Here is a 24,561-nt window from a genome sequence, read left to right on the forward strand (position 1 = left end):
CATGGGCCGCCTGCGCTATGATTTCTCGGGCGAGAGCGTGCTTGTCACCGGGGCCAGCCGGGGCATCGGTTTCGCCGTCGCCAAGGCCTTCGCGCTCGCGGGGGCGGATGTGACCGTGCTGTCCTCCGGGGCGGGCATCCATGCGGCGGCGGCGGAGATCGGCAAAGCCACGGGCCGCAAGGTTGCGGCGCTGGAATGCGACATCACCGACAGCGCGGCGGTCAGGGCGGCGCTGGCGGGGCTCTCACGCATCGACGTGCTGGTGAACAACGCGGGGCTGGAGCGGATCACCCCCGTCGACGGCCCGGACGAGGTCGAGGACACCTTCCACCGCATCACCGACATCAACGTCAACGGCACCTTCCACGTCACCCGCCATGCCGTGCCGAAGATGGCCGCCGGGGGCCGCATCCTCATCACCGCCTCGATCTGGAGCCGGGTCGCGGTGGCGGAATTCTCGGCCTACATCACCTCGAAACACGCCAACCTCGGCTTCATGCGGGTGATGGCGAAGGAACTTGGCCCGCGCGGCATCCGCGTCAACGCCGTCTGCCCCGGCTGGGTCAGGACCGAGGCGGCGATGCTGTCGCTGCAGAACATGTCTCTGCGCACCGGGCGCAGCGAGGATGACCTCTTGGCCGAGATCGTCGGCGCGCAGGTCCTGCCGGGCCTGCTGGAGCCGGACGATCTTGCCGCGCCCTATCTCTGGCTCGCCTCGGAGGGCGCGAAGGACATGACCGGGCAGGCGCTGATGCTGGACCGGGGCGAGGTGATGGCATGACCCGCCGCGTCCTGATCACCGGCGCCTATCGTGGCATCGGGGCCGCCTGCGCCCTGGCCTTCGCCCGCGCGGGCGACCGGGTGGCGCTGGCCGACATCCGCCCGCCGGAAGAGACCGCCGCAGCGGCCCGCGCGGCCGGGGCCGAGGTCGTAAGCCTCGCCTGCGACGTGTCCGATGAGGCCTCGGTCGCAGCCATGGGCCGAGCGGTCAGCGATGCCTTCGGCGGGCTGGACATCCTGGTCCATTGCGCCGGGATCATCCACGAAGCCCCCCTGCTGGACACTCCCGTCGCCGATTTCGACCGGGTGATCGCCATCAACCTGCGCGGCAGCTTCCTTGTCGGCCAGGCCGCCATCGGCCTGATGCAGGGCAGCGCGGAACACCCCGCCCGCGCGATCCTGATCGCCTCCGACATGGCCCATTACGGGCGCGAGACCTTCTCGCCCTATGTCGCCTCGAAACACGGCGTTCTCGGGCTGGTGCGCAGCTGGGCCAAGGAATTCGCCCCGCGCATCCTCGTCAACGCCATCTGCCCCGGCCCGATCGACACCGAGATGCTGGGCGCCGCCAACATGAGCGCGGACTGGCGCGCGAAGGAGCTGGCGATCCCGCTCGCCCGCTTCGGCCAGCCGCAGGAAATCGCCGCACTGGCCCTGTTCCTTTCCGGCGAGGGCGGCCGCTACTTCACCGGCCAGGGCATCGGCCCGAACGGCGGGAGCGTCATGCCATGATCCTGAACCCGATCCCCTGGCCGAACGGCGCGAAATGCGCGGCCTCAGTCACCTTCGACATGGACGCCGACAGCCTGATCCACATCGCCCATCCGCAGGACGGCCACAGCCGCGTCTCGGCGATTTCCATGCTGCAATACGGTCCGCGCGTCGCCATTCCCCGCATCGTCGAAAGCTATCGCCAACTCGGCATCAAGCAGACCTTCTTCATCCCCGCCTGGTGCATCGAGACCTATCCGGAAGCCATCGAAACCATCCTGAAGGGCGGCCACGAGATCGCCCATCACGGCTTTCTGCACGAACACCCCCGCGAACTCAGCGACGACGAGGAGGCCCACTGGCTCGACCGCGGCATCGAGGTGATCGTCAAGGCCACCGGCCAACGCCCGCGCGGCTGGCGCGCCCCGCTCTACAACTTCTCACACCGCTCGGCGGACCTTCTGGCCGAACGCGGGTTCGCCTATGACGCCTCGCTGATGGGCGACGACCAGCCCTATCTGCTGGACAGCGCCAAGGGCCGGCTGGTGGAATTGCCCTCGCATTGGGGCCTCGATGACTGGCCGCAATATGTCCAGTCGATGGACCTCGACTACATGATGCCGATCCGCGCGCCGGAACAGGGGCTGATGCCCTTCGTGCAGGAGTTCGAGGCGGCCCATGCCCATGGCGGGCTCTGGGTGCCGGTCGTGCATCCCTTCGCCACCGGGCGGCTGGCGCGCTGGCACCACTGGCACCGCTTCCTCGAAAGCCTCGTCGCGCGCGGCGATGTCTGGTTCGCGCCGATGGAGGAGATCGCGCGCCATGTCGCGGGTCTGGTCGCCGAGGGCCGCTGGAGCCCCCGGATCGACCGCCTGCCCTATTACACCGCCCCCGCGCGGGGGCGGTGAACCCGGCGGCACCCGCCGGCAACAACGACCCCGGCACAGGGGAAAACGGGAGGAGAGAGATGAGCGAGATGGACAAGGCCTGGGCGCAGGAATTGCAGCGCCGCATCGACATCTATGACGAGATCGAGGCGAGGGGCGGCTGGCAGGGCCGGATGAGCGCCACCGACTACCTCGCCCTGCTGGCGCTGGCCGTCGTGCTGGTGGCGGGCTTCTGGACCTGGGGGGTGTGAGATGGCCGAGACCCGCATCGACATTGGCCGCACCGCCCCGCAAACCGGCAGCGAATATGGCGAGGCCGCCGAGCGCGGCGACCTGCCGCTTCTGCCCGCCGAACGGCTCTGGGGCTTCTGGGAATTCACCTATGCCAATTCGGCCCTGGCCATCGCCACCTGGGCCTTCCTGATCGGCGGGGCGGTCGGCCTCTTCGTCGGCCCGAAGGAAGGCATCGCCGCCATCGTGATCGGCAACATCATCGGCGTCATCCTGACCGCGCTGCCGACCTGCGTGCCGGCCGGCAAATACGGGGTGGAACAGTTCACCGCCCTGCGCAGCCAGTTCGGCCCCAATGGCAGCCGGCTGGTCTATTTCCTGGCCGTGGTCTTCCTGACCATGGGCTGGCTCGCCGTCCTCGGCATGATGTTCGGCCGCTCGATCGACGGGCTGACGGCGCTGGTTTCGGGCGGCGAGGCCAATCCGCTGGGGCCGAAGGTCATGGTCGCGGCCATCGGCGCGATCCTGCTGACCTGGTTCGTGGTCGCCAAGGGGCCGACCTCGATCAAGTTCTTCAACATGGTGATCTCGCCCGCGCTGGTCCTCCTGATGGGCTGGATGATGTATCTGATCCTCAGCCACCACTCCTTTGGCGAGCTGATGGCGATGGACGCGCTGGACCCGCCCTTCGAGGACAGGACGCTGAACTTCATCATCGCGGTCGAGGTCAACCTGGCCGCCGGGTTCTCGTGGTGGCCCTATATCGGCAACCTCGGCCGCCTGACGCGGAACGAGCGCACCGCCTTCTGGCCCAACACCGTCGGCATCTTCGGCGCCGCGGCCCTGGGCGAGATCGTCGGGCTTCTGGGCGCCGCCGCGCTCGGCAACAGCGATCCGACGATCTGGATGGCGCAGGTCGGCGGCGTGGCGGTCGGCGTCATCGCGCTGGGCTTCGTGGCCTTCGCCAATGTCACCTCGATGGCGAACATCCTTTATACCTCGATCGTGGGCCTCCGGCAGATCGGCACCCGCGCCATCCGGGCGATCCGCTGGGAGGTGCTGCTGTTCCTGTTCTGCATCGTGCCGCTGATCCTCGTGGTGTTCTATCCCACGATGTATGACGGGTTCTTCATCTTCCTCGTCTGGACCTCGGCCCTGAACTCCGCCCTGGCCGGGATCGGCATCGCCGACTACTTCTTCCTGCGCCGCCAGCGGCTTGACCTGAACGCGCTGCATGGCGAGCAGTCGCACTCGCCCTACCGCTTTGCCGGCGGCTTCAACCCGATCGGGATCGTCGCGCTGGCGGTGGGGTTCGTGGTCTATGTCGCGATCTTCAACCCCCAGACGCTGGAAAGCGCGCCGGCGTTCAAATACCTGACCGCCTCGCTGCCCTCCTGCTTCTCGGCCGGCCTGCTGCACTATGTCCTGACCCGGATCTTCGCCGGGCGTCTGGGCTGGGGCGGCTATCCGCGCCGCTGACCGCGTTCCGGCGGGGCCCCGGTCCCGCCGGCTCCATCCCGCCATCCGCACCCGTCCCAAGGGAGGACACCGCATGTCCCGCGATTTCGACTATATCATCATCGGCGCCGGTTCCGCCGGCTGCGTTCTGGCCAACCGCCTCAGCGAAGACCCCGCGACCCGCGTCCTGGTGCTGGAATACGGCGGCAGCGACCGCTCGATCTTCATCCAGATGCCGACGGCGCTGTCGATCCCGATGAACGGCACGAAATACAACTGGAAATACATGACCCTGCCCGAGCCGGGGCTGGACGGCCGCCAGGTGCATTGCCCGCGCGGCAAGGTGCTGGGCGGGTCCTCCTCGATCAACGGCCTCGTCTACATGCGCGGCCATGCGCAGGACTTCGACGAATGGGAAGCCTTGGGCGCAAAGGGCTGGGGCTATGCCGGCTGCCTGCCCTATTTCCAGCGCGCCGAAAGCTGGAAGGGCGGCGGGGATTCCTACCGGGGCAGCGGCGGCCCCCTTGCCACCAATGCCGGCAACGAGATGAAGAACCCCCTCTACCGCGCCTTCGTCGAGGCCGGGCGCGAGGCGGGCTATATCACCACCGATGATCCCAACGGCTTCATGCAGGAGGGCTTCGGCCCGATGCACATGACGGTCAAGGACGGGGTGCGCTGGTCCACCGCCAACGCCTACCTCAAACCCGCGATGAGCCGCCCGAACCTGACCGTGATCACCCATGCCATGACCCGGCGCATCCTGCTGGAGGGCAAGCGCGCCGTTGGCGTCGAGTATGAGCATCAGGGCCAGCGCCATGTCGCCAAGGCCCGGCGCGAGGTTCTGGTCTCCGCCGGTCCCATCGCCGCGCCGCATCTGTTGCAGCGTTCAGGCATCGGGCCGGGGGCGGTGCTGCAAAAGGCCGGGGTCACGGTGCTGCACGACCTGCCCGGCGTGGGCGAGAACCTTCAGGACCATTCCGAGGTCTATATCCAATACGCCTGCAAGGAGCCGATCACCCTCAACGGCAAGATGGGCCTGTTCAGCCGCTTCCTGATCGGCGCGGAATGGGTGCTGTTCAAGCGCGGCCTGTCGGTCACGAACCACTTTGAAAGCGGCGGGTTCATCCGCTCGGATGCCGCGCTCGCCGCGCCCGACATCCAGTTCCACTTCCTGCCCGCCGCCATGCGCTATGACGGCAAGAAGCCGCTGGACGGCCACGGCTTCATGGTGCTGACCGGCCCGAACAAGCCGAAAAGCCGGGGCCATGTCCGCCTGCGCTCGGCCGACCCGTTCGAGCAGCCCGACATCCTGTTCAACTACCTTGACCGCGAGGAGGACCGCGAAGGCTTTCGCCGCTGCCTGCGCCTGACGCGCGAGATCGTCGGCCAGCCCGCCTTCGACCGCTTCCGGGGCGAGGAGATCGCGCCCGGCAAGGATGTGCGACGCGATGACGAGATCGACGCCTGGGTGCGCGAGACGATGGAAAGCACCTACCACCCCTGCGGCTCCTGCCGGATGGGCGAGGATGCGATGGCGGTGGTCGACAGCGAGCTGAAGGTGCGCGGGCTGGAGGGGCTCCGGGTCATCGACAGCTCGGTCTTCCCCAGCGAGCCGAACGCCAACCTCAACGCCCCGACGATCATGCTGGCCGAACGCGCCGCCGACATGGTGCGCGGCCGCCCGCTGCTGCCGCCCTCGAACGCGGCCGTCGGCACGGCGCCGGGCCTGGGCGTGACGCAGCGCAGCGGAACCCCGGTGCGGGTGGTGGGCTAGGGCCCCCCGCCCTTCCTGCCATACGCTTGCCATACCGAAGCCAGACGCTTTGCAGACCGCAGTTTCCCCGGCAGATCCTCTGCCGGATCGGTCTTAGGCACCACGCGAAAGCACCCGCGCCAGCGCCTCCAGCCCGGGGGCGAGCTGGTGCGGGGCGACCCCGGTGAAGCCCAGCAGAAGGCCCTGCCGCGGGTAGGGCCGCGCGCAATAATCGGCCAGCGCATAGCCATGCACCCCGGCCCCGGCGGCGCGGCGGGCGGCCTCGCGGTCGTCCCGGCCATCGGCCAGCCAGGCGATGGCGTTCATGCCGCTGTCGGGGATCTCCACCCGGAAAGAGCCGCCGCAACGCCCCGCCACGTCGAGGAAGGCCTGCCGCCGCTCGGCATATAATTCGCGCATCCGTCGCAGGTGGCTGGTGAAATGCCCATCGGCGATGAAGCCCGCCAGCGCCATCTGGCTCGCCAGCGGGGCGCTGCGGAACATCAGCGCCATGGCGTTGCGGAACATCCCCACCAGCCCCGGCGGCAGCACCAGATAGCCCAGGCGCAGGGCGGGAAACAGCGCCTTGCTGAAGGTGCCGACATAGATCACCCGCCCGCCGCCGTCGATGCTGCGGATCGAGGGCAAGGGCCGCCCGGTATAGCGGAACTCGCTGTCGTAATCGTCCTCGAGAATCCAGGCATCCCCGGCATTGGCCCAGTCGAGGAGCTGCAGCCGCCGCACCAGCGACATGCTGCGCCCCATGGGATGCTGGCGCGAGGGCATGACGAAGGCCATCCGCGCGCCGCTGCCCTCGGCCTCTGCCAGCACCATGCCCTCGTCATCTACCGGCACATGGACCAGCCGCCGCCCCAGCGATTCAAAGAGCTTGCGGGCGACCAGCGGGCCGGGATCCTCGAACAAGAGCCCGTCGCCGGGATCGGTCAGCAGAAGCGTGGCGATCATGAAAGCGGCATGGCCCCCGGCGGTGATGACGATCTGCTCGGGGTCGCAGGCGTCGCTGCGGTGCAGCGCCAGGTATTCCGCGATCGCCCGGCGCAGCGGGGCATAGCCGGCCGGGTCGCCATAGCTCATCGCGCCGCGCCAGGCCTGCCGGCCTTGCCGGGTGACATATTTCTGCCAGAGCGCGAAGGGGAACCGGTCGTAGGCCGGCGAATTGGGCAGGAAGGGCCGAGACTCCGCGGGGTCATACCCGATGCCGGTCGCGGCGAAGCGTCGGCCCAGACCGGAGACTGCGGAGGCAGCCGTCGCCCCGGCGGGGCTGGCCAGCCGCTGCGGCAGATGCTGCGGGATGGTGGCGGCGACGAAGGTGCCGGAGCCGCGGCGCATCTCCAGAAACCCTTCGGCGGCAAGGCTTTCCAGCACCTGCACCACCGTCTGCCGCGACACGCCCAGATCGGCGGCCAGCGCCCGGCTGGAGGGCAGCCGCGTGCCGCCCGGCAGCGAGCCGGCAAGGATGGCGCTGCGCAGCGGCTCCTCGATCTGGCGGGACAGCGGCGCCCCGCCCACCCGGTCGATGCGGATCAGCGTCAGCAGGGCGCCGGATTTTCGCTTGGCCATCTTCCCCCGGGCAATCGCTTCGCCTGTCGGGGCCGAGTGTAGCGGCTGGGGCGAAACGCTCAACTGCCGAGCGCGGCCAGTGCCGCGGCATGCAGCGCGGCATTGCCGGCCATCAGCACGGTGTCGAAGACCCGGGCATCCGTCAGCGGCCGCCCCTGCCAGTCGGTGACGATGCCGCCGGCCCCTTCGATGATCGGCAGCTGCGGCAGGATGTCGTAGTCGTGCAGGTTGCCCTCGACCAGCAGGTCGACGGTCCCCAGAGCCAGGAGCCCCGCCGCATAGCAATCATGCGAGCTGCGGCCAAAGCGCGCCTGCCCGACCAGCCGGTCGTAGCGCGCCTGCTGCGGCGCGGTGAAATGGTCGCGGGCCGAGGTATAGACCACCGCCTCGGCCAGTCTCGCGGTGGTGCTGGTCCGCGCCGGGATGCCGTTGAAATACGTCGCCTCCCCCGCCCGGCCCAGCCAGCGCTCGCCGGTGATCGGCTGGTCGATCAGGCCCAGCACCGGCCTGCCCCGGTGCAACAGCGCGATCTGGGTGCCGAAGGCCAGCGAGCCGGAGACGAAGGACTTGGTTCCGTCGATCGGGTCCAGCACCCAGACCCATTCGGCACCGGGCTGGTGCAGGCCGAATTCCTCTCCCCTTATGCCATGCGCCGGGAAGGCCGCGGCGATCATCGCCCGCATCAGCGTTTCCGCCTCGCGGTCGGCGATGGTGACGGGGCTGGCGTCGTCCTTGCTGTCGATGGCGATCCGGGTGCGGAAATGGCGGCGGATCACCGGGCGCACGGCGTCGGCCATGGCTTCGGCGAGGGCCGCCATTTCGGCGGGGCAGCGGGAAGCGGTCATGTGCGGGCCTTCCTTGCGGCTTCGGTGGCGATCTCGTCCAGCATGGCGCGAACGATGCGCACCTGCCGTTCGGCGGCCTCGGTCTCGCGCCGCAGCCGGGCGGCGAGGTCGCCGGGGCCGGGGTCGGTAAAGCTGGCGCTGCGGGCGGGGATATGCGGGTCGGGGCCTTCGTCCGGGAAACGCAGGGCATGGGCGAAGTAGTCCTCCTCCTCCTCCAGCCCGAAGGCGCGGATTTGCGGCATGTCCTCGCCCAGCAGCAGCAGCCCAACCAGCAGCGCCCGCATCGGCAGGTGGCCCTCGCCGCTGAGGCAGGCGCGATGCGCCCAGCCGCCCCGGTCGGGGACCACGAGGCAATCCTTCACATGCACCTCGCGCACCCATCCGGCCTGCGCGGCCAGCGCGGCCAGCGGCGTCTCGCCCGCGTTCACCATGTTGCCGAAGTCGAAGAGCAGGCCGAGGCGCGGGTTGCCGACCGCCTGCACGATGCCGACCAGTTCGGCCGAGGTCAGGTCCTCGTGCTGTTCCAGCGTGAACTGCAGCCGGCCCTCGGGGTCCAGCGCGGACAGCCCGCGCAGCGCCTGGACGGTGCGCGCGATGATCTCCGACACCCGCCCCTCATAGCGCGGATAGCAGCGCATCGCGGCGGCGCCGGTGGCATGGGCGATGGCGGCGGTGCGGGCCAGATCCTCCGGCTCGGTCGAGGAGGTCTCGACATGCACCGCCAGCCCCAGACGGTGGGCCTCGGCGCCGAAAGCCGCCAGTTCCGCGCCGGTCATCGCGGCAAGGCTGGCGCCCTCGCCATCCTCGACATGGATCTGCACGCCCGTCAGACCGTGCTTTGCTGCATGGGCCAGAAGGTCGGCGGGCGCCATCGCCCCGAAACGGAAGTTCAGGTGGAAGGCATAGGCATGGGCGAAAAGCGGTGCCGAACGCGCGCGCGCGGCAAGGCGGGCGGCCGCAGCGGGGGACAGCGCGGCGATGCGGGCCTGCCAGTCGTCGCCGGCTTGAGGGAAAGTGCCGGGGGCGTTCATGCCGTGGCCTCCCGCAGACGCTCGCGCTGGCGGAGGGCCGCCCAGGCGATGGCGCAGATCACGGTGACGATGATGAAGAGGATGCCGATGGCGTTGACGATCGGGCTGATGCCGAAGCGCATCCGCGCGCCGATCTCGGTCACCAGCGTATGATTGCCGCCGATCGAGAAGATGGTGGTGTTGTAGTTCTCGAAGCTTTGCAGGAAGGCGATGACGGCGGCGGTGACGATGGTCGGCTTGAGGAACGGCAGCGTGATGCGGCGGAAGGCCCGCGCCCGCGTGGCGCCAAGGTCGAGGGCGGCTTCCTCGAGCGTCGTGTCCTGCCGTTGCAGCCGCGCCATGAACATCAGCATCGCATAGGAGGCGATGAAGGCCGATTGCGCGAGGATGGCGGTGAAAAGCCCCGCCGTGACGTTCAGGTTGCGCCAGAAGATCACCGTCGAGATGCCGATGATGATGCCGGGGGTCAGCAGCGGCGAGACCATGACGGTATAGACCAGCCCCGCCGTCCGCCGCCCGAGCTGCGTCAGCAGAAGCGCCCCCGCCAGCCCCATCGGCAGCGCCAGCGCCATGACGGCGGCGGCGATGGCCAGCGAGTTGACCAGCCCCGACCACATCCGCGCATCGGCCCAGAATTCCGAGAACCAGCGCAGGGTGAAGCCGCGCCAGACCGTGATCGAGGGCGGCGAATAGTCGTTGACGCCCGCCGCCACCATCACGCCCAAAGGCAGGAACATGTAGGCGAAGAATACCGCCATGTAGAGACGCAGCACCCAGGTGCTGCCCGGACCGGACTGGCTCATTTGGCGATATCCTTCAGGCTGACTTTCAAAAGCCGCATCATCAGGAAGATGAAGAGCGTGCAGACGGCCAAAAGGCTCAGCGCATAGGCGGCGCCGACGTTCCAGTTGGTCGCCTCGAAGAAGCGGTTGTAGATGAGCTGGGTGAACCAGGGCGCTGCGGTGCCGCGGGTCATGATGTAGGGCACGGCATAGGAGCCGGCCGAGAGCATGAAGGTCATGATGCAGCCGACCGCGATGCCGGGGCGCGCATGGGGGATCACCACGCGGCGGTGGGTCTGCCAGGTCGAGGCGCCAAGGTCGCGCGCCGCCTCGACCTGGTTCATGTCCAGCGTTTCCAGCACGTTGTAGAGCGGGAAGACCATGAACAGGATATAGGCATAGACCATGGCGACGAAGACGCCCGAGCCGCTTTCGAGGAAGGGGACCGGCTCGATCCCGAACAGGCCGAGAAGGGCGTTGGCCGGGCCGCCGTGGTTGAGGATCATCTGCCAGGCGAAGATGCGTAAGAGTTCGTTGATCGCATAGGGGATGACCAGCGCCAGCATGATCACCGCGGCGGTGCGCGGGGTTTCCAGCTTGGCCACCGCATAGGCGAGCGGATAGCAGACCATCAGAGCGATGGCCGCGACCGCCAGCGATGCGGCGATGGTCTTGGCGAAGATCGCCAGATGCGCGGTGCCCATCTGGCCGAAGTTGTCCAGCGTATAGACCTTGACCGGGGTGCTTTCCTGCGCCTCCAGCGCGGCGATCTCTTCCTTGATCGCCGCCTCCTCGGCGTCGAGCGCGGCAAGGTCGGCGCCCTCCGCGCCGCGGTCCAGCGCCATCACGTCCAGCCGGTTGTAAAGCCCGTCGATCTGCACCGAGATTTCGGCCGACCCCGCCGGACGCTCCATCTTCCACAGCGACTGCTCGATCATGATCAGCTGCGGCGCGGCGATCAGGCCCAGGATCCAGACGCCCGAGAACAAGAGGATCAGCGCGGCGAGCGGCGCCCCGAAGGCGCGGAAGAGCCTAGTCATCGGACATCTCCCCTTTCGGCAGGAACACCGCCTCGCGGCCCGGAAAGCCAAGGGTGACCTCGCCCGAGGGCACCTGCCCGCCGGTGCCGTGCGGCAGGTGCAGCTTCAACTCGCGCCCCTCCGCCTCGACCACCACGGTCGACCAGGCGCCCTCCATGTCGCGGCGGGTGACGCGGGCGGCGATGCAGTTCTCCTCTGCCTCGCCGGGGGCCAGAAGGCGCAGCTTCTCGGGCCGGACGAAGAGGATCGCCTCGTCGCCCGGGCGCAGCCCCTTGGGATTGGCGGCGCGGAAGCCGCCGAGCGCGGTTTCGACAAGCGCCAGCCCCTCCGACGCCGGGCCGACCCTGCCATCCAGCGCGTTCATCTCGCCGACGAAGGTGGCGACGAAGGCGTTGTCGGGGCGGTCGTAGACCTCGTCGGGCGAGCCGGTCTGCATGATCCGGCCGCGGTTCATCACCGCCACGCGGTCGCTCATCGTCAGGGCCTCGCCCTGGTCGTGGGTGATGTAGACGAAGGTGATGCCGGTGCGGGCCTGGATCTGCTTCAACTCGGCCCGCATGTGCTGCCGCAGCTTCAGGTCCAGCGCCGAAAGCGGCTCGTCCAGCAGCAGCACCGCAGGCTCCACGGCAAGGGCGCGGGCGATGGCGACGCGCTGCTTCTGCCCGCCGGAAAGCTGGGCCGGCAGCTTGGCCGCGTGTTCGCTCAGCGCGACGGTGGCCAGCAGTTCCTCGGCCCGCGCCCGGCGCTTCGCCTTGGGCCAGCCGCGCATTTCAAGGCCGAAGGCCACGTTTTCCCAGATCGTCATCAGCGGGAAAAGCGCGAGGTTCTGGAAGATCAGCGCGGTCGGCCGGACCGAGGGGTCGATCCCGACCATCGACTTGCCGCCGATCCGCACATCGCCCCCGGTCGGGTCGAGGAACCCGGACAGGAGCCGCAGAAGCGTGGTCTTGCCGCAGCCCGAGGGGCCGAGGATCGAGAAGAACTCGCCCGGCTTGATCAGGAGATCGGTGGGATGCACGGCCTGGAAGGAGCCGAAGCGCACCGCAGCCTGCTGAAGCTCGATCGCCTTGCCGGTTGTCTGACCAGTCATCGGAGTTTCCATCGGTTGTCAGGGGGTGGACGGGGGCGCGCGGTCGCGCACCCCCGCAGGGGATCAGGCGTTGGTCAGCTTCTCGACATATTCCTCGCGCACCTGGCTGAACCAGGGCGTGAACATCGGCCACCACCACAGGTTGGCGATCGCGTCGCCCGGATAGGCCATCTCGAAGGCCGCGCGGTTGGCGTCCGACATATGCGCGGCGCTGCCGGCGGCGGCCGAGTTGTAGCCGGTATTGTTGGCGAACATGCCGCCGATTTCCGGGCTGAGCAGGAAGTTCAGCAGCGCATAGGCCTGGTCGATGTTCTCGGCCCCCGCCGGCACCGCGGCGGTGTCCATCCAGGCCAGCGCGCCTTCCTTCGGTGCGCCGTAGCGCCATTTCTGGTCGATGTCGTTGTGCAGCTTGATGCCGGTGGTGTCCCAGGTCTGGCCGATGGTGCAGCCGGCATCGGTGAAGGCCCCGGTCGCCTCGGTCGCGTTGTTCCAGTAGGAACCGATGTTCTTCTTGTGCTTGGCCGCATAGGCCACGCAGCCGTCGAAGATGCGGCGGGTGTCTTCCTCGGACTTGTAAAGGTCCATCGCCCGGTTCGACGGCAATTCGCCGGTGGCGTCCAGATAGATCGCCAGGCTTACCAGAACCGATTTCTGCCGCATGGCGACCTTGCCATCCAGCCCGTCGGCCCAGAGATGGGTATAGGACAGCTCTCCCGGCGCGACATCGTGGACGGAGCTGTCATAGGTGATGCCCTCGGTCCCCCAGGTGAAGGGCACGAGGTAACGCTTGCCGCGCCGGGCCGCGCCCAGTTCCAGCGACGACCGCCAGAGCGCGGGCTCGATGCGGGCAACCTCCAGCTTCGTCTCGTCGATCTCGGCCAGAAGGTCGCCGTCGTCGTAGTTCGGGCGGGTGTCGACCGAGGGGAAGATCAGGTCGAACCCCTTGCCGCCCGCCGCGCGCAGCTTGCTCGCCGCCTCTTCGTTCGAGCCATAGGTCGAGACGTTGATCTTGATGCCGGTCGCCGTCTCGAAGGCCTCGACGATGTTCGGCTGGAAATAGTCGCCCCAGGCGAAGACGTTCACCGCCCCCGATGAGGCCAGGGAACGGCGGGCGATGAGCGGGGTCGCCAGAAGGGCGGCGCCGGTCGCGAGAAGGCTGCGGCGGGTCAGGTGGGTCATTTCAGATACCTCCGGTTTGTTGTTCGGGTTGTCGGGAAGCGGGCAATCTGATCCGCGAACTGGCGAGCCACCCCTCCTCCTCCAGCACCGGATAGGCCAGCGTGGCGAGAAGCGAGTTGATCTGCTTGAGGTCGCGGATGGTGTCGAGGTGCAGCGACGAGGTCTCGATGCTGCGGATGCCGCGGTCGCGCAGCCGGCCGAAATGGCGGGCGGTGGCCCGGCGCTCGGCCTCGCGGAAGCGTTCCTTGGCGCGCACCAGCGCCAGCGCGGTGTCGCGGTCGCGCGAGACGATGACGTTGAAGGCGAGCCGGGCGTCGGCGACCAGCAGGCCGTGCAACTCGACCAGTTCCTGCCAGCCTTCCGGGCTGAACGACAGGCCGCGGTCGTGCATCCGGGCGGCATGGGCGGGCAGGTTGCCGCTGGTCACGTCGCCGGCCTGTTCCAGCGCGATGCAGGCGGCCAGCAACTCCTCGATCCGCCGGGCGGTGGCGGCGTCGGGGTCCAGCGCGGCCAGCCGGGCGAGGTAGAGCTTGATCTCGCGGTGGGCAAGGTCGATCTTGTCGTCGAGCCGGTGGACCGCCTGCCGCACCGCCTCGTCCGGCCGCTCGTACAGCTCCAGGACGCTGCCCAGCATCGCCTCGACATCGCCGCAGATGCCCACCACCTCGCGGGTGACATTGGCCAGCGCCAGCGCGGGCTGGCCGAGGACGCTGTCGTCGAGCGCGGTGGCGGCAAGATCGGTGGTGGTGTCGGCGGGCCTGGACAGAAGCCGCAGCAGGACGGCATGGGTCGGGCGCACCAGCGGCAGGGCCAGGACAAGGATGGCCAGGTTGAAGGCGATATGGCCGTTCAGGACCTGGTTCGCGGCGCCGGCGCCCAGCAGGTCGGGCGGGAAGGGAAAGACCGTCAGCGCCGCCAGCGCCAGGGCCGCCGCCCCGCCGCGCAGCGCCAGGTTGGCCAAGGGCACCGCGCGCACCGCGGGTTCCGCCCCGCGCGTCAGCATCACCGCGATCAGCGCGCCGCCGAGATTGGCCCCCAGCATCAGGTCCAGCCCCAGTTCCGCCGGCACCACGCCGCGCGCCGCCAGCGCCACGATCAGAAGGATGAAGGCAACCGAGGAATGGAAGAGCCAGGCGCCGATGGCCGCGACCAGGAAGGCGGTGAACGGGTCGCCGGCCAGAAAGCCGATCACCAGCGGCAGGAACCTGCTTTCGCGCAGCGGCTCGGACGCCTGGCCGATCAGTTGCAGCGACAGCAGCAGAAGCCCCGCGCCGACCAGAATGCGCCCCGCCTGCCGCCAGACCCGCCGCTCGGTCGAGAGGAAGATCACCGTGCCGGCGACCAGTGCCAGCGGCATGGCCAGCGACAGATCCAGCGTCAGGAGCCGCACAACCAGTGCCGAGCCGAGGTCCGCCCCCAGCGCGCCCGCCAGCGCGGCGGCCCCGGCGATCAGGCCGCTGCCCGCCAGCGAGGAGAGCAGCAGGTTGACCGCAGTCGCGCTCTGGAAGGCGATGGCAAGCACGGTGCCGACCAGCGCCGCCCGCAGCGGCCCGGACATCGCGCGCTGCAGGTGGCGGCGCAACAGCGGCCCGCCCGCCCGCTCCACCCCCGTGCGCACCATGCGCGTGGCGTAGAGCAAGAGCGCCACCGCCCCGGCCAGATGCACCAGCATGGCGGCCCCGCTCATCGGGCGGGATCCTGCACGGCGGTGCCGGCGGCATGGCTTTGGTCCTGCATGTTGCCCGTCCCCTCACGCACGGCCTCACCGAACGAGTCACACACTGGCATGGAACTGGCGCGGCGATCATGGCCGCTTTGATGTATTTCACCAGTCCACTATTCGCCATAAAGTATTTGACTGTATGTTCAGTCCATTTAATCTGACGTGAAAACCAGATGAGTCCCGCCGCAGGTCCGGCGGACCGCAACAGGAAGGACGATACGGATGGCGGCAGTTGCGCCGGCGATCGAGGTCCTGGACGTCGCCAAGAGCTTCGGCGAGGCGCGGGCGCTGGACGGTGTCTCGGTGGAGATCCGCGAGAACGAGTTCTTCACGCTCCTCGGCCCCTCGGGCTGCGGCAAGACCACGCTGCTGCGGATGATCGCGGGCTTCGGCTTTCCCGACAGCGGCGAGATCCGCCTGCATGGCCGCGACATCGCCGGCCAGCCGCCCTTTGCCCGCCCGGTGAACACGGTCTTCCAGAACTACGCGCTGTTTCCGCACATGACCGTGGCACAGAACATCGGCTTCGGGCTGGAGATGCAGGGCAGGCGCCGGGCCGAGATCGCTGCGCGGGTCGATGCGATGCTGGCGCTGGTGCGGATGGAGGCGCTGCGCGACCGTCGCACCTCGCAGCTGTCGGGCGGCCAGCAGCAGCGGGTGGCGCTGGCCCGCGCGCTTGCGCCCGAGCCGCGGGTCTTGCTGCTCGATGAGCCGCTGTCGGCGCTGGACCTGAAGCTGCGCAAGGAGATGCAGGGCGAGTTGAAGCGGTTGCAGCTTGAGACCGGCATCACCTTCATCTTCGTGACGCATGACCAGGAAGAGGCGCTGACCATGTCGGACCGGGTGGCGGTGATGTCCGGCGGGCGCATCCTTCAGGTCGGCACCCCGCGCGAGATCTACGACAGCCCGCGCGACCGCTTCGTCGCCGATTTCATCGGCGAGGCGAATTTCCTTGCCGGAGAGATCGACGGGATCGAGGGCGACCGCGCAAGGGTGCGACTGGCGGCCGGCGGCATGGTGGAGGCGGGGTTGCCCGAGGGCATCGCGCCGAACGGCCGGGCCACCGTCTTTGTGCGCCCCGAACATGCCGAACTGCGTGCCGACGGCGGCGACTTCCGCGGCAAGCTGGACCGGGTGGTCTATTTCGGCACCGACACGCATCTGCACATCCGCCTGGCAGATGGATCGGACTTCGTGCTGCGCCAGCAGAACAGCCCCGGCGGCCGCCTCAGGCTGGAACCCGGCGCCGAGGTCGCCATCGCGTTCAAGCCGGGCGCCGCCCGGGTGCTGAGGGATTGACCATGCCCGGCGCCTTGAAGATCGCCGAGGATGCCGCACGCAGGTCGATCCGCGCCCGCTGGTGGCTCTCGGCCCCGGCGCTGGTGGTGGTGGCGCTGTTCGCCGTGCTGCCGCTGGCGGTGATCGTGCTCTACTCCTTCATGGCCAAGGGCGATTACGGCGACGTGAAATACTGGCAGTTCTCGCTGGACGGCTGGTTCGGCGTCTTCTTCGAGCGCGGGCTCTTCGACGACAGCATCGGGCTGGCCGGGGCCCATGTCAGCATCCTGTGGCGGTCGCTGAAGCTGGCGGCCCTTACCACCGTGGTCGCGCTCATCATCGGCTTTCCCACCGCCTATTTCATCGCCAACCGTCCGGCGCACCGGCGGGATTTCTGGCTGTTCCTGATCATCGTCCCGTTCTGGACCAACCTCCTGATCCGCACCTTTGCCATCCAGGAGGTGTTCCGCAACGAGGGCGTCATGAACAGCCTTCTGCTCCGGGCCGGGATCGTCGACAGGCCCTTGCAGATCATGTTCACCGACCTCGGCATCCTTCTGGGCATGGCCTATGTCTATCTGCCGCTGATGGTGCTGCCGATCTATTCCAACCTGGAGAAGTTCGACTTCAGCTTCGCCGAGGCCGCCTCGGACCTATACGCCAACAACCGCCGGGTGCTGTGGCGCATCATCCTGCCGATGACGCGGCCCGCGATCCTGGCCGGCTGCATCCTGGTCTTCATTCCAGCACTTGGCGCCTATGTCACGCCGCGGCTTCTGGGCGGGGGCAAGAACCTGATGCTGGGCAACCTGATCGAGCTGCAATTCGGGCAGGGGCGGAACTGGCCCCTGGGGGCGGCGCTGTCGCTGACGCTGACGGCCGTGGTCATGCTGGCCCTGCTGCTCTACGCCCGCGCCGCCGCGAAATCGGGTGGGCGGGCGCATGGCTAGGCCGCATTCCGTCCGCCACCAGCGCGGTTTCACCTTCATCGCGCTGCTGTGCTTCTTCCTGCTCTACCTGCCGATGGCGACGATGGTGGTCTTCGCCTTCAACGCCGGCAACACATTGGGAGAGCTTCAGGGCTTTTCGCTGCGCTGGTTCCGCGCCGCCTGGCAGAACGACCAGATCGTCGCGGCGCTGCTGCGGTCGCTGACGGTGGCGCCGGTCGCTGCCTTCCTTGCCACGGTGGCGGCCACGATGGCGGCGCTGGCGACGACGCGGACCCCGCCCTATCGCGGGCTGGCGACGAAGGTCGCCTTCCTCAACCAGCCGCTGGTGGTGCCCGAGATCGTGACGGCGGTCGCGCTCCTGGTCGTCTTCTCGCGCATCAAGGTCTGGACCGGCTATACCGGCCTTGGCTATCTGATCGCCGCCCATACCGCCTTTTGCATCCCCTTCGCCTACCTGCCGATCCGCGCCCGGCTGGAGGGGATGGACTTGTCGCTGGAACGCGCCGCCGCCGATCTCTACGCGCGGCCCTGGGCAGTGTTCCGCCGGATCACCCTGCCGCTGCTCTGGCCCGGGATCCTTGCCGGATTCATGCTGGCCTTCGTGGTCTCGCTCGACGACGTGGTGATCACCGAGTTCATCAAATCGGCCGGGCAGGAGACGCTGCCGACCTACATGCTCGGCCAGCTCCGCCGCAACGTGACACCCGAGATGAACGCGATCTCGACGGTGTTCCTGGCGATCTCGGTCGCCGTCGTCAGCCTGTTCTTCCTTCTCAACCGCAAGAAGACCTGACCCCAGCCAGAGGAGCCACCGATGCGCCTGCCCGTCCTCTTCCTTTCGCTGCCCGGCCTCGCACTGGCCGGCACCGCCCATGCCGAAGGCCAATTGAACATCTTCAACTGGGGCGAATACACCAACCCCGAACTGATCGAGAAGTTCGAGAAGACCTACGGCGTCGAGGTTACGATCACCGATTTCGACTCGAACGACACCGCGCTGGCCAAGGCCCGCCAGGGTGGCAACGACTTCGACATCGTGGTGCCCAGTTCCACCTTCGTGCCGATCTGGATCGCCGAGGGCCTGCTCATGGAGACCCGCCCCGACCAGATGGAGAACTTCCACAACATGGACCCGCGCTGGATCGACGTGTCCTTCGATCCCGGCCGGCACTACACCGTGCCCTGGCAATGGGGCACCACCGGCGTCGTGGTCGATACCGAGGTCTACAAGGGCGACCCCAACACCTCGTCGATCGTCCTCGACCCGCCCGCCGAGCTTGTCGGCAAGATCAACGTCGTGCCCGAGATGGGCGACGTGATGACGCTGGCGATCCTGGCCGAGGGTGGCGAAAGCTGCACCGATGACATGGAGGTGCTGAAGCGCGTCCATGAGAAGCTGGTGGCGGCCAAGCCGAAATGGCTGGCGATGGACTATGCCAGCGTCGAGAAGTTCACCGGCGGCGACTATGCCGCCGGCCTGATCTGGAGCGGCGGCGGCATGCGCATCCGGCTGGAAGCGCCGCGCTTCGTCTACGGCTACCCGCGCGAGGGCTATCCGATCTGGATGGACAACGTCGCCGTGCTGAAATCGGCGCCGAACGCCGAGAACGCCAGGCTGTTCCAGAACTTCATCATGGACCCCGAGAACGCCGCGCTGATCTCGGCCTATGCGCGCTATGCCAATGGGATCGCCGGCTCCGAGGCCTTCATGCCCGAGGACATGCGCGAGGCGCCCGAGATCGTCATCCCGGCCGAATTCGTCGGCATGGGCGAGTTCACCCCGCCCTGCTCGCCCGATATCAACGAGCTTTATACCCGCATCTGGACCGATCTCCTGAAGTGACCGACCCGGCCGGACCGCACCCGGTCCGGCCCGCACCCCCGATTCCGGAATTCCGCCATGAGCGATCTCGACCTGTGCTACCTGCCCGCCCACGAAGCCCTGCGCCGGTTCAAGGCGCGCAGCCTGTCGCCCGTCGAGCTGATGGAGGCGGTGATCGCCCGGGCCGAGGCGGTGAAGGACCCCGTCAACGCCTTCACCTTCACCCATTTCGACGAGGCGATGCACCTCGCGCGAGAGGCCGAGGCGCGCTATGCCCGCAGCGCCCGCACCCGCCCGCTGGAGGGGCTGCCGATCGGGATCAAGGACGAAAGCGAGATTGCGGGCAAGCCGACCTCCTCGGGCTCGCTGATCCTCATGGACAATGTGGCGGAGCGGACCTCGACCAACAACGCCCGCATCCTTGCGGCGGGCGGCATCGTCCATGCCCGGACCGCGACGCCCGAGTTCTCCTGCTCGGGCACCACCTGGACACGGGCCTGGGGCGTCACCCGCAACCCCTGGAACCCCGCCTTCACCTGCGGCGGGTCGTCGGGCGGTTCCGGTGCCTCGCTTGCCGCCGGAACCTCGGCGATCTGTACCGGCTCGGACATCGGCGGCTCGATCCGCATCCCGGCAGCGGCCTGCGGCGTGGTCGGCTACAAGCCGCCCTATGGCCGCAACCCCGACGACCCGCCGTTCAACCTGGATTTCTTCTGCCACACCGGCCCGATGGCCCGGACCGTGCAGGACGCCATCCTTTTGCAGAACATCATGTGCGGCCCCTCTCCCACCGACATCTCGACCCTGCGGCCGAAGCTGCGGCTGCCGACCGACTACAAGCCGGTCAGGGGCATGAAGATCGCGTATTCGCTGGACCTCGGCGTGTTCGAGGTCGACGCGGCGGTCCGGCGCAACACGCTGGAGGCGCTGGAGGTGTTCCGCGCCCTTGGCGCCACGGTCGAGGAGGTGGACACGGGCTGGAAGCCCGGCACGCTGGAGGCGGGGCTTGCCTATCTCGACCATATCTTCGGCGCCTATCTCTCGACGCTCCTGGCCGAGCATGGCGACGAGATGACCCCCTATGCCCGCCAGTTCGCCGAACACGGCGCCGGGTCCACCGCCGCCGATTTCGTCGCCAGCCTGGAACGCATCGCGGAGATGTATGAGAGCTTCGGCCCGATGATCGAGAAGCATGACGTGTTCATCTGCCCGACCAACGGCACCACCGCGATCCCCGCCGACCACGACCAGTCGAAAGACCGGATCGAGATCAACGGCAAGGAGGTGCATCCGACGATCGGCTGGGCGCTGACGCTGCCTTTCAACATGCTCAGCCGCTGCCCGGTGCTGTCGGTGCCGACGGGCCGGGCGCCGGACGGGGTGCCGACGGGGATGCAGATCGTCGGGCGGAGCTATCGCGATGCCGATGTGTTCCGCGCCGGCCTGGCCTATGAGACCGCCCGCGGCGCCTGGTATGGCGATGCGCGCCACCGCCCCGCGCTGTGACGCGCGACATTGACCCGGACGCGGCGCACGGCGACAAGAGCCGTGCCGCAGCCATCAGGACCAGCCCGTTGACCCAAGACCCCGACCGGACCGAAGACGACGCCGGCCGCCTGACCAAGGCCGGCCGCGCCGACCGGCGGCACCTGCGCGGCCAGGCCAGCCTTCAGCGCATCATCGACGCCACCATCGCCGTGATCGCCGAAGAGGGCCTGCCCGGCGTCACCATGCAGCGGATCGCCCGGCGCATCGGCTCTTCGAACGCCCTTGTCGTCTTTCACTTCGGCAACAAGGAGCAGCTTTTCCGGGCGGTGATCGAATTCCTGAATGACCAGTTCGCCCGCCACTGGGAGACCCATGTCCGCGCCCCCGGCCTGACGACGCCCGAGCGGCTGGTCGCGGCCATCGACTGCGCGCGCAGCTTCTCGCGCCTGCATCCCGACTGGGTGGCCGCCTGGGTGATCTTCGCCAGCGACCGCCAGACCATGCTGCTGGACCACAGCATCAGCCTGCCCTCCGACCGCGCCTATCTGGACGAGGTTCGCGCCCTGCTGGCCGAGGTCGCGGCGGCGGGCGGGCATGTCGTGGATATCGACAGCCTGGCCGAGGGGCTGAACTACCTGGTGCAGGGCGCCTGGTATTGGGACACCGTCAACTTCGACCGCCAGCCCTCCGATGCGCTGCGAAAGACCGGGCTCGCGCTGCTGCGGCAGGCATTCCCGCAGGAATTCGCGGGGTTCTGACCACCCCCCGCCCTCCGCCCGTCCATGGCCGAAGTGCTGCCCGAGATCATGGCGGCGATGGTGCGCAAGCCCGGTGGCCAGATGGCGTCAGCCGGGCTGGCCCCGCGCCCGGACAAGCGGTGCCGGGGCCCTCGCGCCGAACAGCGGGCGGGTTGCCAAGGCCGGCCGGATTGTTCCATCGTGCTGGCGGGGTTCCCGGCAGCGCCCCGAGGGAAAACCGTGATGCCCAAGACCGAGCAAAGCCAGCGCCGTCCCGCCTTTCTGGGCGATCTGTTCGAAAGCCTGACCGAGCGCGGCCGCCGCTTGCTTGGCTGGCGTGAGGGGACAGGCGACGCCATCCAGGCACCCGAGCTGTCGGAACTGGGCGAACGGCTGCTGTCCCGGCGGGGCGAGGCTTCGGGCGTGGTGATCGCCCGCGCCCTGCTGGCCGCCTTCGAGGATGCCGATCCGGCGGCAAGGCTGGCCTTCCTGCAGGCCCTGGCCGACAGCTTCGGCCCCGATGCCAGCGCGGTGAAGGACGCCCTTGGCGCATTGCAGGCCAGCCCCGATGCGCCCGAGGCGATGGAGGCGCTGCACGCCGCCGCCGAACCCCGGCGGCAGGAATTGCTGCGCCGCCTGAACCTTGCCCCCGGCGGCACGGCGGCGCTGGTGCGGATGCGCGAGGAGTTGCTGCGCCACCTGCGCGACCATCCCGACCTGCGCCGGGTGGACCGCGACTTCGCGCATCTCTTCGCCTCATGGTTCAACCGGGGCTTCCTCGGGCTGCGCACTATCGACTGGAACACCCCGGCCAGCATTCTGGAAAAGATCATCCGCTATGAGGCGGTCCATGCGATCCGGAACTGGGACGACCTGCGCAACCGGCTGCAACCGACCGACCGGCGCTGCTACGGCTTTTTCCACCCGCAACTGGTGGACGAGCCGCTGATCTTCGTCGAAGTCGCCCTGACCCGCGCCATCCCCGACAATGTGGCGGAACTCCTTGACCTTGCGCGCGCCCCGATCCGCGCGGACGAGGCGGATACGGCCGTGTTCTATTCCATCTCGAACACCCAGCGCGGGCTGGCCGGCGTCTCCTTCGGCAATTTCCTGATCAAGCAGGTGGTCGAGGACCTGAAGGCCGAGCGCCCGAACATCGGGACCTTCGTCACCCTGTCGCCGGTGCCGGGCTTTGCCGCCTGGCTGGCCGCGCAGCGCGGGGATGAGGCTTCGGAGCTGATCAGCCCGGACCAGCGGCTGGCCTTCGCCGCGCTGGACCGGCCCGACTGGCACAAGGACCCCGCCACCGCCGAACAGCTGCGCGCGCCGCTGCTGGCCGCCGCCGCCAGCTATTTCCTGCGCGCCCGCGACAGGGGCAAGCGCATGGTCGATCCGGTGGCGCGGTTCCATCTGGGCAATGGCGCGCGGCTTGAACGTCTGAACCATCTGGGCGATGTCTCGGCCAACGGGCTGCGGCAATCGCATGGGCTGATGGTGAATTACCTCTATGACCTTGGCCAGATCGAGGCGAACCACGAAGGCTTTGCCGAGCGCGGCCATGTCGCCGCATCCGACAGCGTGAGCGCCGCGCTGCGGGGGCCGACATCCTGACCTTTCGCATCCGCAGGAGCATTCCATGACCGCAAACCTGTTCGACATCCTGGCCCGCTCGATCACCGATCCGGGCGCGACCGCGATCGAGACGCTTTCAGGCGAGCGGATCAGCTATGCCGACCTCCTTGCCCGCACCGGCCGGATGGCCAATGCGCTGGTCGGGCTTGGCCTGACCCCCGGCGACCGGGTGGCCGTGCAGGTGGAGAAATCGGTCGAGGCGATCATCCTTTACCTCGCGACCGTGCGCGCGGGCGGGGTCTACCTGCCGCTCAACACCGGCTATACCGCCGCCGAGATGGACTATTTCATCGGCGATGCCGAGCCGGCGATCCTGGTCTGCGACCCCGCCCGCGCGGGGGATCTGGCGGCCGCGGCAAAAAGGGTCGGGGCGCGTCTGGTGACGCTGGATGCCGGGGGCCGGGGCAGCCTGACCGATGCAGCACAGACCGCAGCGGAGGATTTCGCCACCGTGCCGCGCGCGGCCGACGACCTGGCGGCGCTGCTCTACACCTCGGGCACCACGGGGCGGTCCAAGGGGGCGATGCTGACCCATGGCAATCTGGTCTCGAACACGCTGACCCTGCGCGACGCCTGGCGCTTCACGGCGAAGGACGTGCTGATCCACGCCCTGCCGATCTTCCATACCCACGGGCTGTTCGTCGCGACGAACATCACGCTGTTCTCCGGCGCCTCGATGGTCTTCCTGCCGAAGTTCGACGCTGCCCGCATCTTCGATCTGATGCCCCGGGCGACGGCGCTGATGGGGGTGCCGACCTTCTACACCCGCCTGCTGGAGGACGTCAGGCTTTCCCCGGAAACCACCGCCAACATGCGGCTTTTCGTCTCGGGTTCGGCCCCCCTCCTGGCCGAAACCCACCGCGAATGGCGGGCGCGGACCGGCCATGCCATCCTGGAACGCTATGGCATGACGGAAACCAACATGAACACCTCGAACCCCTATGACGGCGAGCGTGTCGCGGGCACGGTCGGCCTGCCCCTGCCCGGCACCGAGGTGATCGTGACCCACCCGGAAACCGGCGCGGAACTGCCGCAGGGCGAGATCGGCATGATCGAGGTGCGCGGCCCGAATGTCTTCAAGGGCTATTGGCGGATGCCGGAGAAGACCGCAGCCGAGTTGCGCGGCAACGGCTTCTTCATCACCGGCGATCTGGGGCGCATCGACGAAAAGGGCTATGTCCACATCGTCGGGCGCGGCAAGGACCTGATCATCACCGGCGGCTACAACGTCTATCCCAAGGAGGTGGAGGCCGAGATCGACGAGATCCCCGGCGTGCTGGAATCCGCCGTGATCGGCGTGCCGCACAAGGATTTCGGCGAGGCGGTGACGGCCGTCGTGGTGCCGACCGGGACACCGCCATTGACCGAAGCCGCGATCACCGATGCGCTTGCCGGGCGGCTGGCGCGGTTCAAGCAGCCGAAGCGGGTGTTCTTCGTCGACGAACTGCCGCGCAACACGATGGGCAAGGTGCAGAAGAACCTCCTGCGCGACCGCTTTGCCGGATGAAGGCCATGGCGCGGAGGCGAGGGCGACGGCCTGACGGCGCCTGCGGCCGGCGC

At 68.5% G+C, this 24,561-nt stretch carries 22 protein-coding genes; 14 read left to right on the plus strand and 8 right to left on the minus strand.

Annotated features, from left to right (window positions below):
* Window position 1 precedes the first annotated feature (1 nt).
* The 6 genes from ACE3UA_RS06760 to betA all read left to right on the plus strand — a co-directional run bounded on the left by ACE3UA_RS06760 (window position 2) and on the right by betA (window position 5,844).
* Entirely contained in the window at window positions 2–781 is a 780-nt protein-coding gene (locus ACE3UA_RS06760) for an SDR family NAD(P)-dependent oxidoreductase (protein WP_374643660.1), read from the plus strand.
* Window positions 778–1,512, plus strand: a complete 735-nt coding sequence (locus ACE3UA_RS06765) for an SDR family NAD(P)-dependent oxidoreductase (RefSeq protein ID WP_374643661.1) — start codon at window positions 778–780, stop codon at window positions 1,510–1,512. Before ACE3UA_RS06760 ends, ACE3UA_RS06765 begins: the two co-directional genes overlap by 4 nt.
* On the plus strand, window positions 1,509–2,399 hold the full coding sequence (locus ACE3UA_RS06770) for a polysaccharide deacetylase (protein ID WP_374643662.1): 891 nt from the start codon (window positions 1,509–1,511) through the stop codon (window positions 2,397–2,399). Before ACE3UA_RS06765 ends, ACE3UA_RS06770 begins: the two co-directional genes overlap by 4 nt.
* A gap of 59 nt (window positions 2,400–2,458) precedes the next feature.
* Window positions 2,459–2,629: a hypothetical protein gene (locus ACE3UA_RS06775; RefSeq protein ID WP_374643663.1), complete on the plus strand. Its 171-nt coding sequence runs from the start codon at window positions 2,459–2,461 to the stop codon at window positions 2,627–2,629.
* A gap of 1 nt (window position 2,630) precedes the next feature.
* On the plus strand, window positions 2,631–4,088 hold the full coding sequence (locus ACE3UA_RS06780) for a cytosine permease (RefSeq protein ID WP_374643664.1): 1,458 nt from the start codon (window positions 2,631–2,633) through the stop codon (window positions 4,086–4,088).
* A gap of 73 nt (window positions 4,089–4,161) precedes the next feature.
* Window positions 4,162–5,844: a choline dehydrogenase gene (gene betA, locus ACE3UA_RS06785; RefSeq protein WP_374643665.1), complete on the plus strand. Its 1,683-nt coding sequence runs from the start codon at window positions 4,162–4,164 to the stop codon at window positions 5,842–5,844.
* 93 nt (window positions 5,845–5,937) lie between these two features.
* Here the strand turns inward: betA and ACE3UA_RS06790 are convergent, their stop codons facing one another.
* From ACE3UA_RS06790 to ACE3UA_RS06825, 8 genes are all read right to left on the minus strand, one after another.
* Window positions 5,938–7,404 carry a PLP-dependent aminotransferase family protein gene (locus tag ACE3UA_RS06790; protein WP_374643666.1) on the minus strand — a complete coding sequence of 489 codons (1,467 nt, stop codon included), beginning with the start codon at window positions 7,402–7,404 and terminating at the stop codon, window positions 5,938–5,940.
* Window positions 7,405–7,463: 59 nt separating this feature from the next.
* Window positions 7,464–8,249, minus strand: coding sequence for an inositol monophosphatase family protein (locus ACE3UA_RS06795; RefSeq protein WP_374643667.1), 786 nt, complete (start codon window positions 8,247–8,249; stop codon window positions 7,464–7,466).
* Complete coding sequence (locus ACE3UA_RS06800; protein ID WP_374643668.1) at window positions 8,246–9,280, minus strand: sugar phosphate isomerase/epimerase family protein; 1,035 nt, start codon at window positions 9,278–9,280, stop codon at window positions 8,246–8,248. The genes ACE3UA_RS06795 and ACE3UA_RS06800 overlap by 4 nt, the downstream gene beginning before the upstream one ends.
* Window positions 9,277–10,083 (minus strand): ABC transporter permease, encoded by an 807-nt coding sequence (locus ACE3UA_RS06805; protein ID WP_374643669.1) that lies wholly within the window; start codon window positions 10,081–10,083, stop codon window positions 9,277–9,279. Before ACE3UA_RS06805 ends, ACE3UA_RS06800 begins: the two co-directional genes overlap by 4 nt.
* Window positions 10,080–11,102, minus strand: a complete 1,023-nt coding sequence (locus tag ACE3UA_RS06810) for an ABC transporter permease (protein WP_374643670.1) — start codon at window positions 11,100–11,102, stop codon at window positions 10,080–10,082. Before ACE3UA_RS06810 ends, ACE3UA_RS06805 begins: the two co-directional genes overlap by 4 nt.
* A complete protein-coding gene (locus tag ACE3UA_RS06815; protein WP_374643671.1) occupies window positions 11,095–12,192 on the minus strand; it encodes an ABC transporter ATP-binding protein in 1,098 nt (365 codons plus the stop codon). The genes ACE3UA_RS06810 and ACE3UA_RS06815 overlap by 8 nt, the downstream gene beginning before the upstream one ends.
* A gap of 63 nt (window positions 12,193–12,255) precedes the next feature.
* The gene (locus tag ACE3UA_RS06820) at window positions 12,256–13,371 is read right to left on the minus strand and encodes an extracellular solute-binding protein (protein ID WP_374643672.1); all 1,116 of its coding nucleotides are present in this window, start codon (window positions 13,369–13,371) and stop codon (window positions 12,256–12,258) included.
* 1 nt (window position 13,372) lies between these two features.
* Window positions 13,373–15,058 carry a Na/Pi cotransporter family protein gene (locus tag ACE3UA_RS06825; RefSeq protein ID WP_374643673.1) on the minus strand — a complete coding sequence of 562 codons (1,686 nt, stop codon included), beginning with the start codon at window positions 15,056–15,058 and terminating at the stop codon, window positions 13,373–13,375.
* A gap of 258 nt (window positions 15,059–15,316) precedes the next feature.
* Here ACE3UA_RS06825 and ACE3UA_RS06830 point away from each other — a divergent pair, with 258 nt between their 5' ends.
* From ACE3UA_RS06830 to ACE3UA_RS06865, 8 genes are all read left to right on the plus strand, one after another.
* Window positions 15,317–16,393, plus strand: coding sequence for an ABC transporter ATP-binding protein (locus ACE3UA_RS06830; protein WP_374643674.1), 1,077 nt, complete (start codon window positions 15,317–15,319; stop codon window positions 16,391–16,393).
* Between the two features lie 2 nt (window positions 16,394–16,395).
* On the plus strand, window positions 16,396–17,322 hold the full coding sequence (locus ACE3UA_RS06835) for an ABC transporter permease (protein ID WP_374643675.1): 927 nt from the start codon (window positions 16,396–16,398) through the stop codon (window positions 17,320–17,322).
* Window positions 17,315–18,115, plus strand: a complete 801-nt coding sequence (locus ACE3UA_RS06840; RefSeq protein WP_374643676.1) for an ABC transporter permease — start codon at window positions 17,315–17,317, stop codon at window positions 18,113–18,115. The genes ACE3UA_RS06835 and ACE3UA_RS06840 overlap by 8 nt, the downstream gene beginning before the upstream one ends.
* 21 nt (window positions 18,116–18,136) lie before the next feature.
* Window positions 18,137–19,165, plus strand: a complete 1,029-nt coding sequence (locus ACE3UA_RS06845; protein WP_374643677.1) for an extracellular solute-binding protein — start codon at window positions 18,137–18,139, stop codon at window positions 19,163–19,165.
* Between the two features lie 57 nt (window positions 19,166–19,222).
* Window positions 19,223–20,650 carry an amidase gene (locus ACE3UA_RS06850; RefSeq protein WP_374643678.1) on the plus strand — a complete coding sequence of 476 codons (1,428 nt, stop codon included), beginning with the start codon at window positions 19,223–19,225 and terminating at the stop codon, window positions 20,648–20,650.
* A gap of 68 nt (window positions 20,651–20,718) precedes the next feature.
* Entirely contained in the window at window positions 20,719–21,390 is a 672-nt protein-coding gene (locus tag ACE3UA_RS06855) for a TetR/AcrR family transcriptional regulator (RefSeq protein WP_374643679.1), read from the plus strand.
* Between the two features lie 222 nt (window positions 21,391–21,612).
* Window positions 21,613–22,980, plus strand: coding sequence for a malonyl-CoA decarboxylase (locus ACE3UA_RS06860; RefSeq protein WP_374643680.1), 1,368 nt, complete (start codon window positions 21,613–21,615; stop codon window positions 22,978–22,980).
* Window positions 22,981–23,005: 25 nt separating this feature from the next.
* A complete protein-coding gene (locus ACE3UA_RS06865; RefSeq protein ID WP_374643681.1) occupies window positions 23,006–24,508 on the plus strand; it encodes a malonyl-CoA synthase in 1,503 nt (500 codons plus the stop codon).
* Window positions 24,509–24,561 lie beyond the last annotated feature (53 nt).

This window comes from Tabrizicola sp., assembly GCF_041919135.1.
Lineage (GTDB): Bacteria > Pseudomonadota > Alphaproteobacteria > Rhodobacterales > Rhodobacteraceae > Tabrizicola.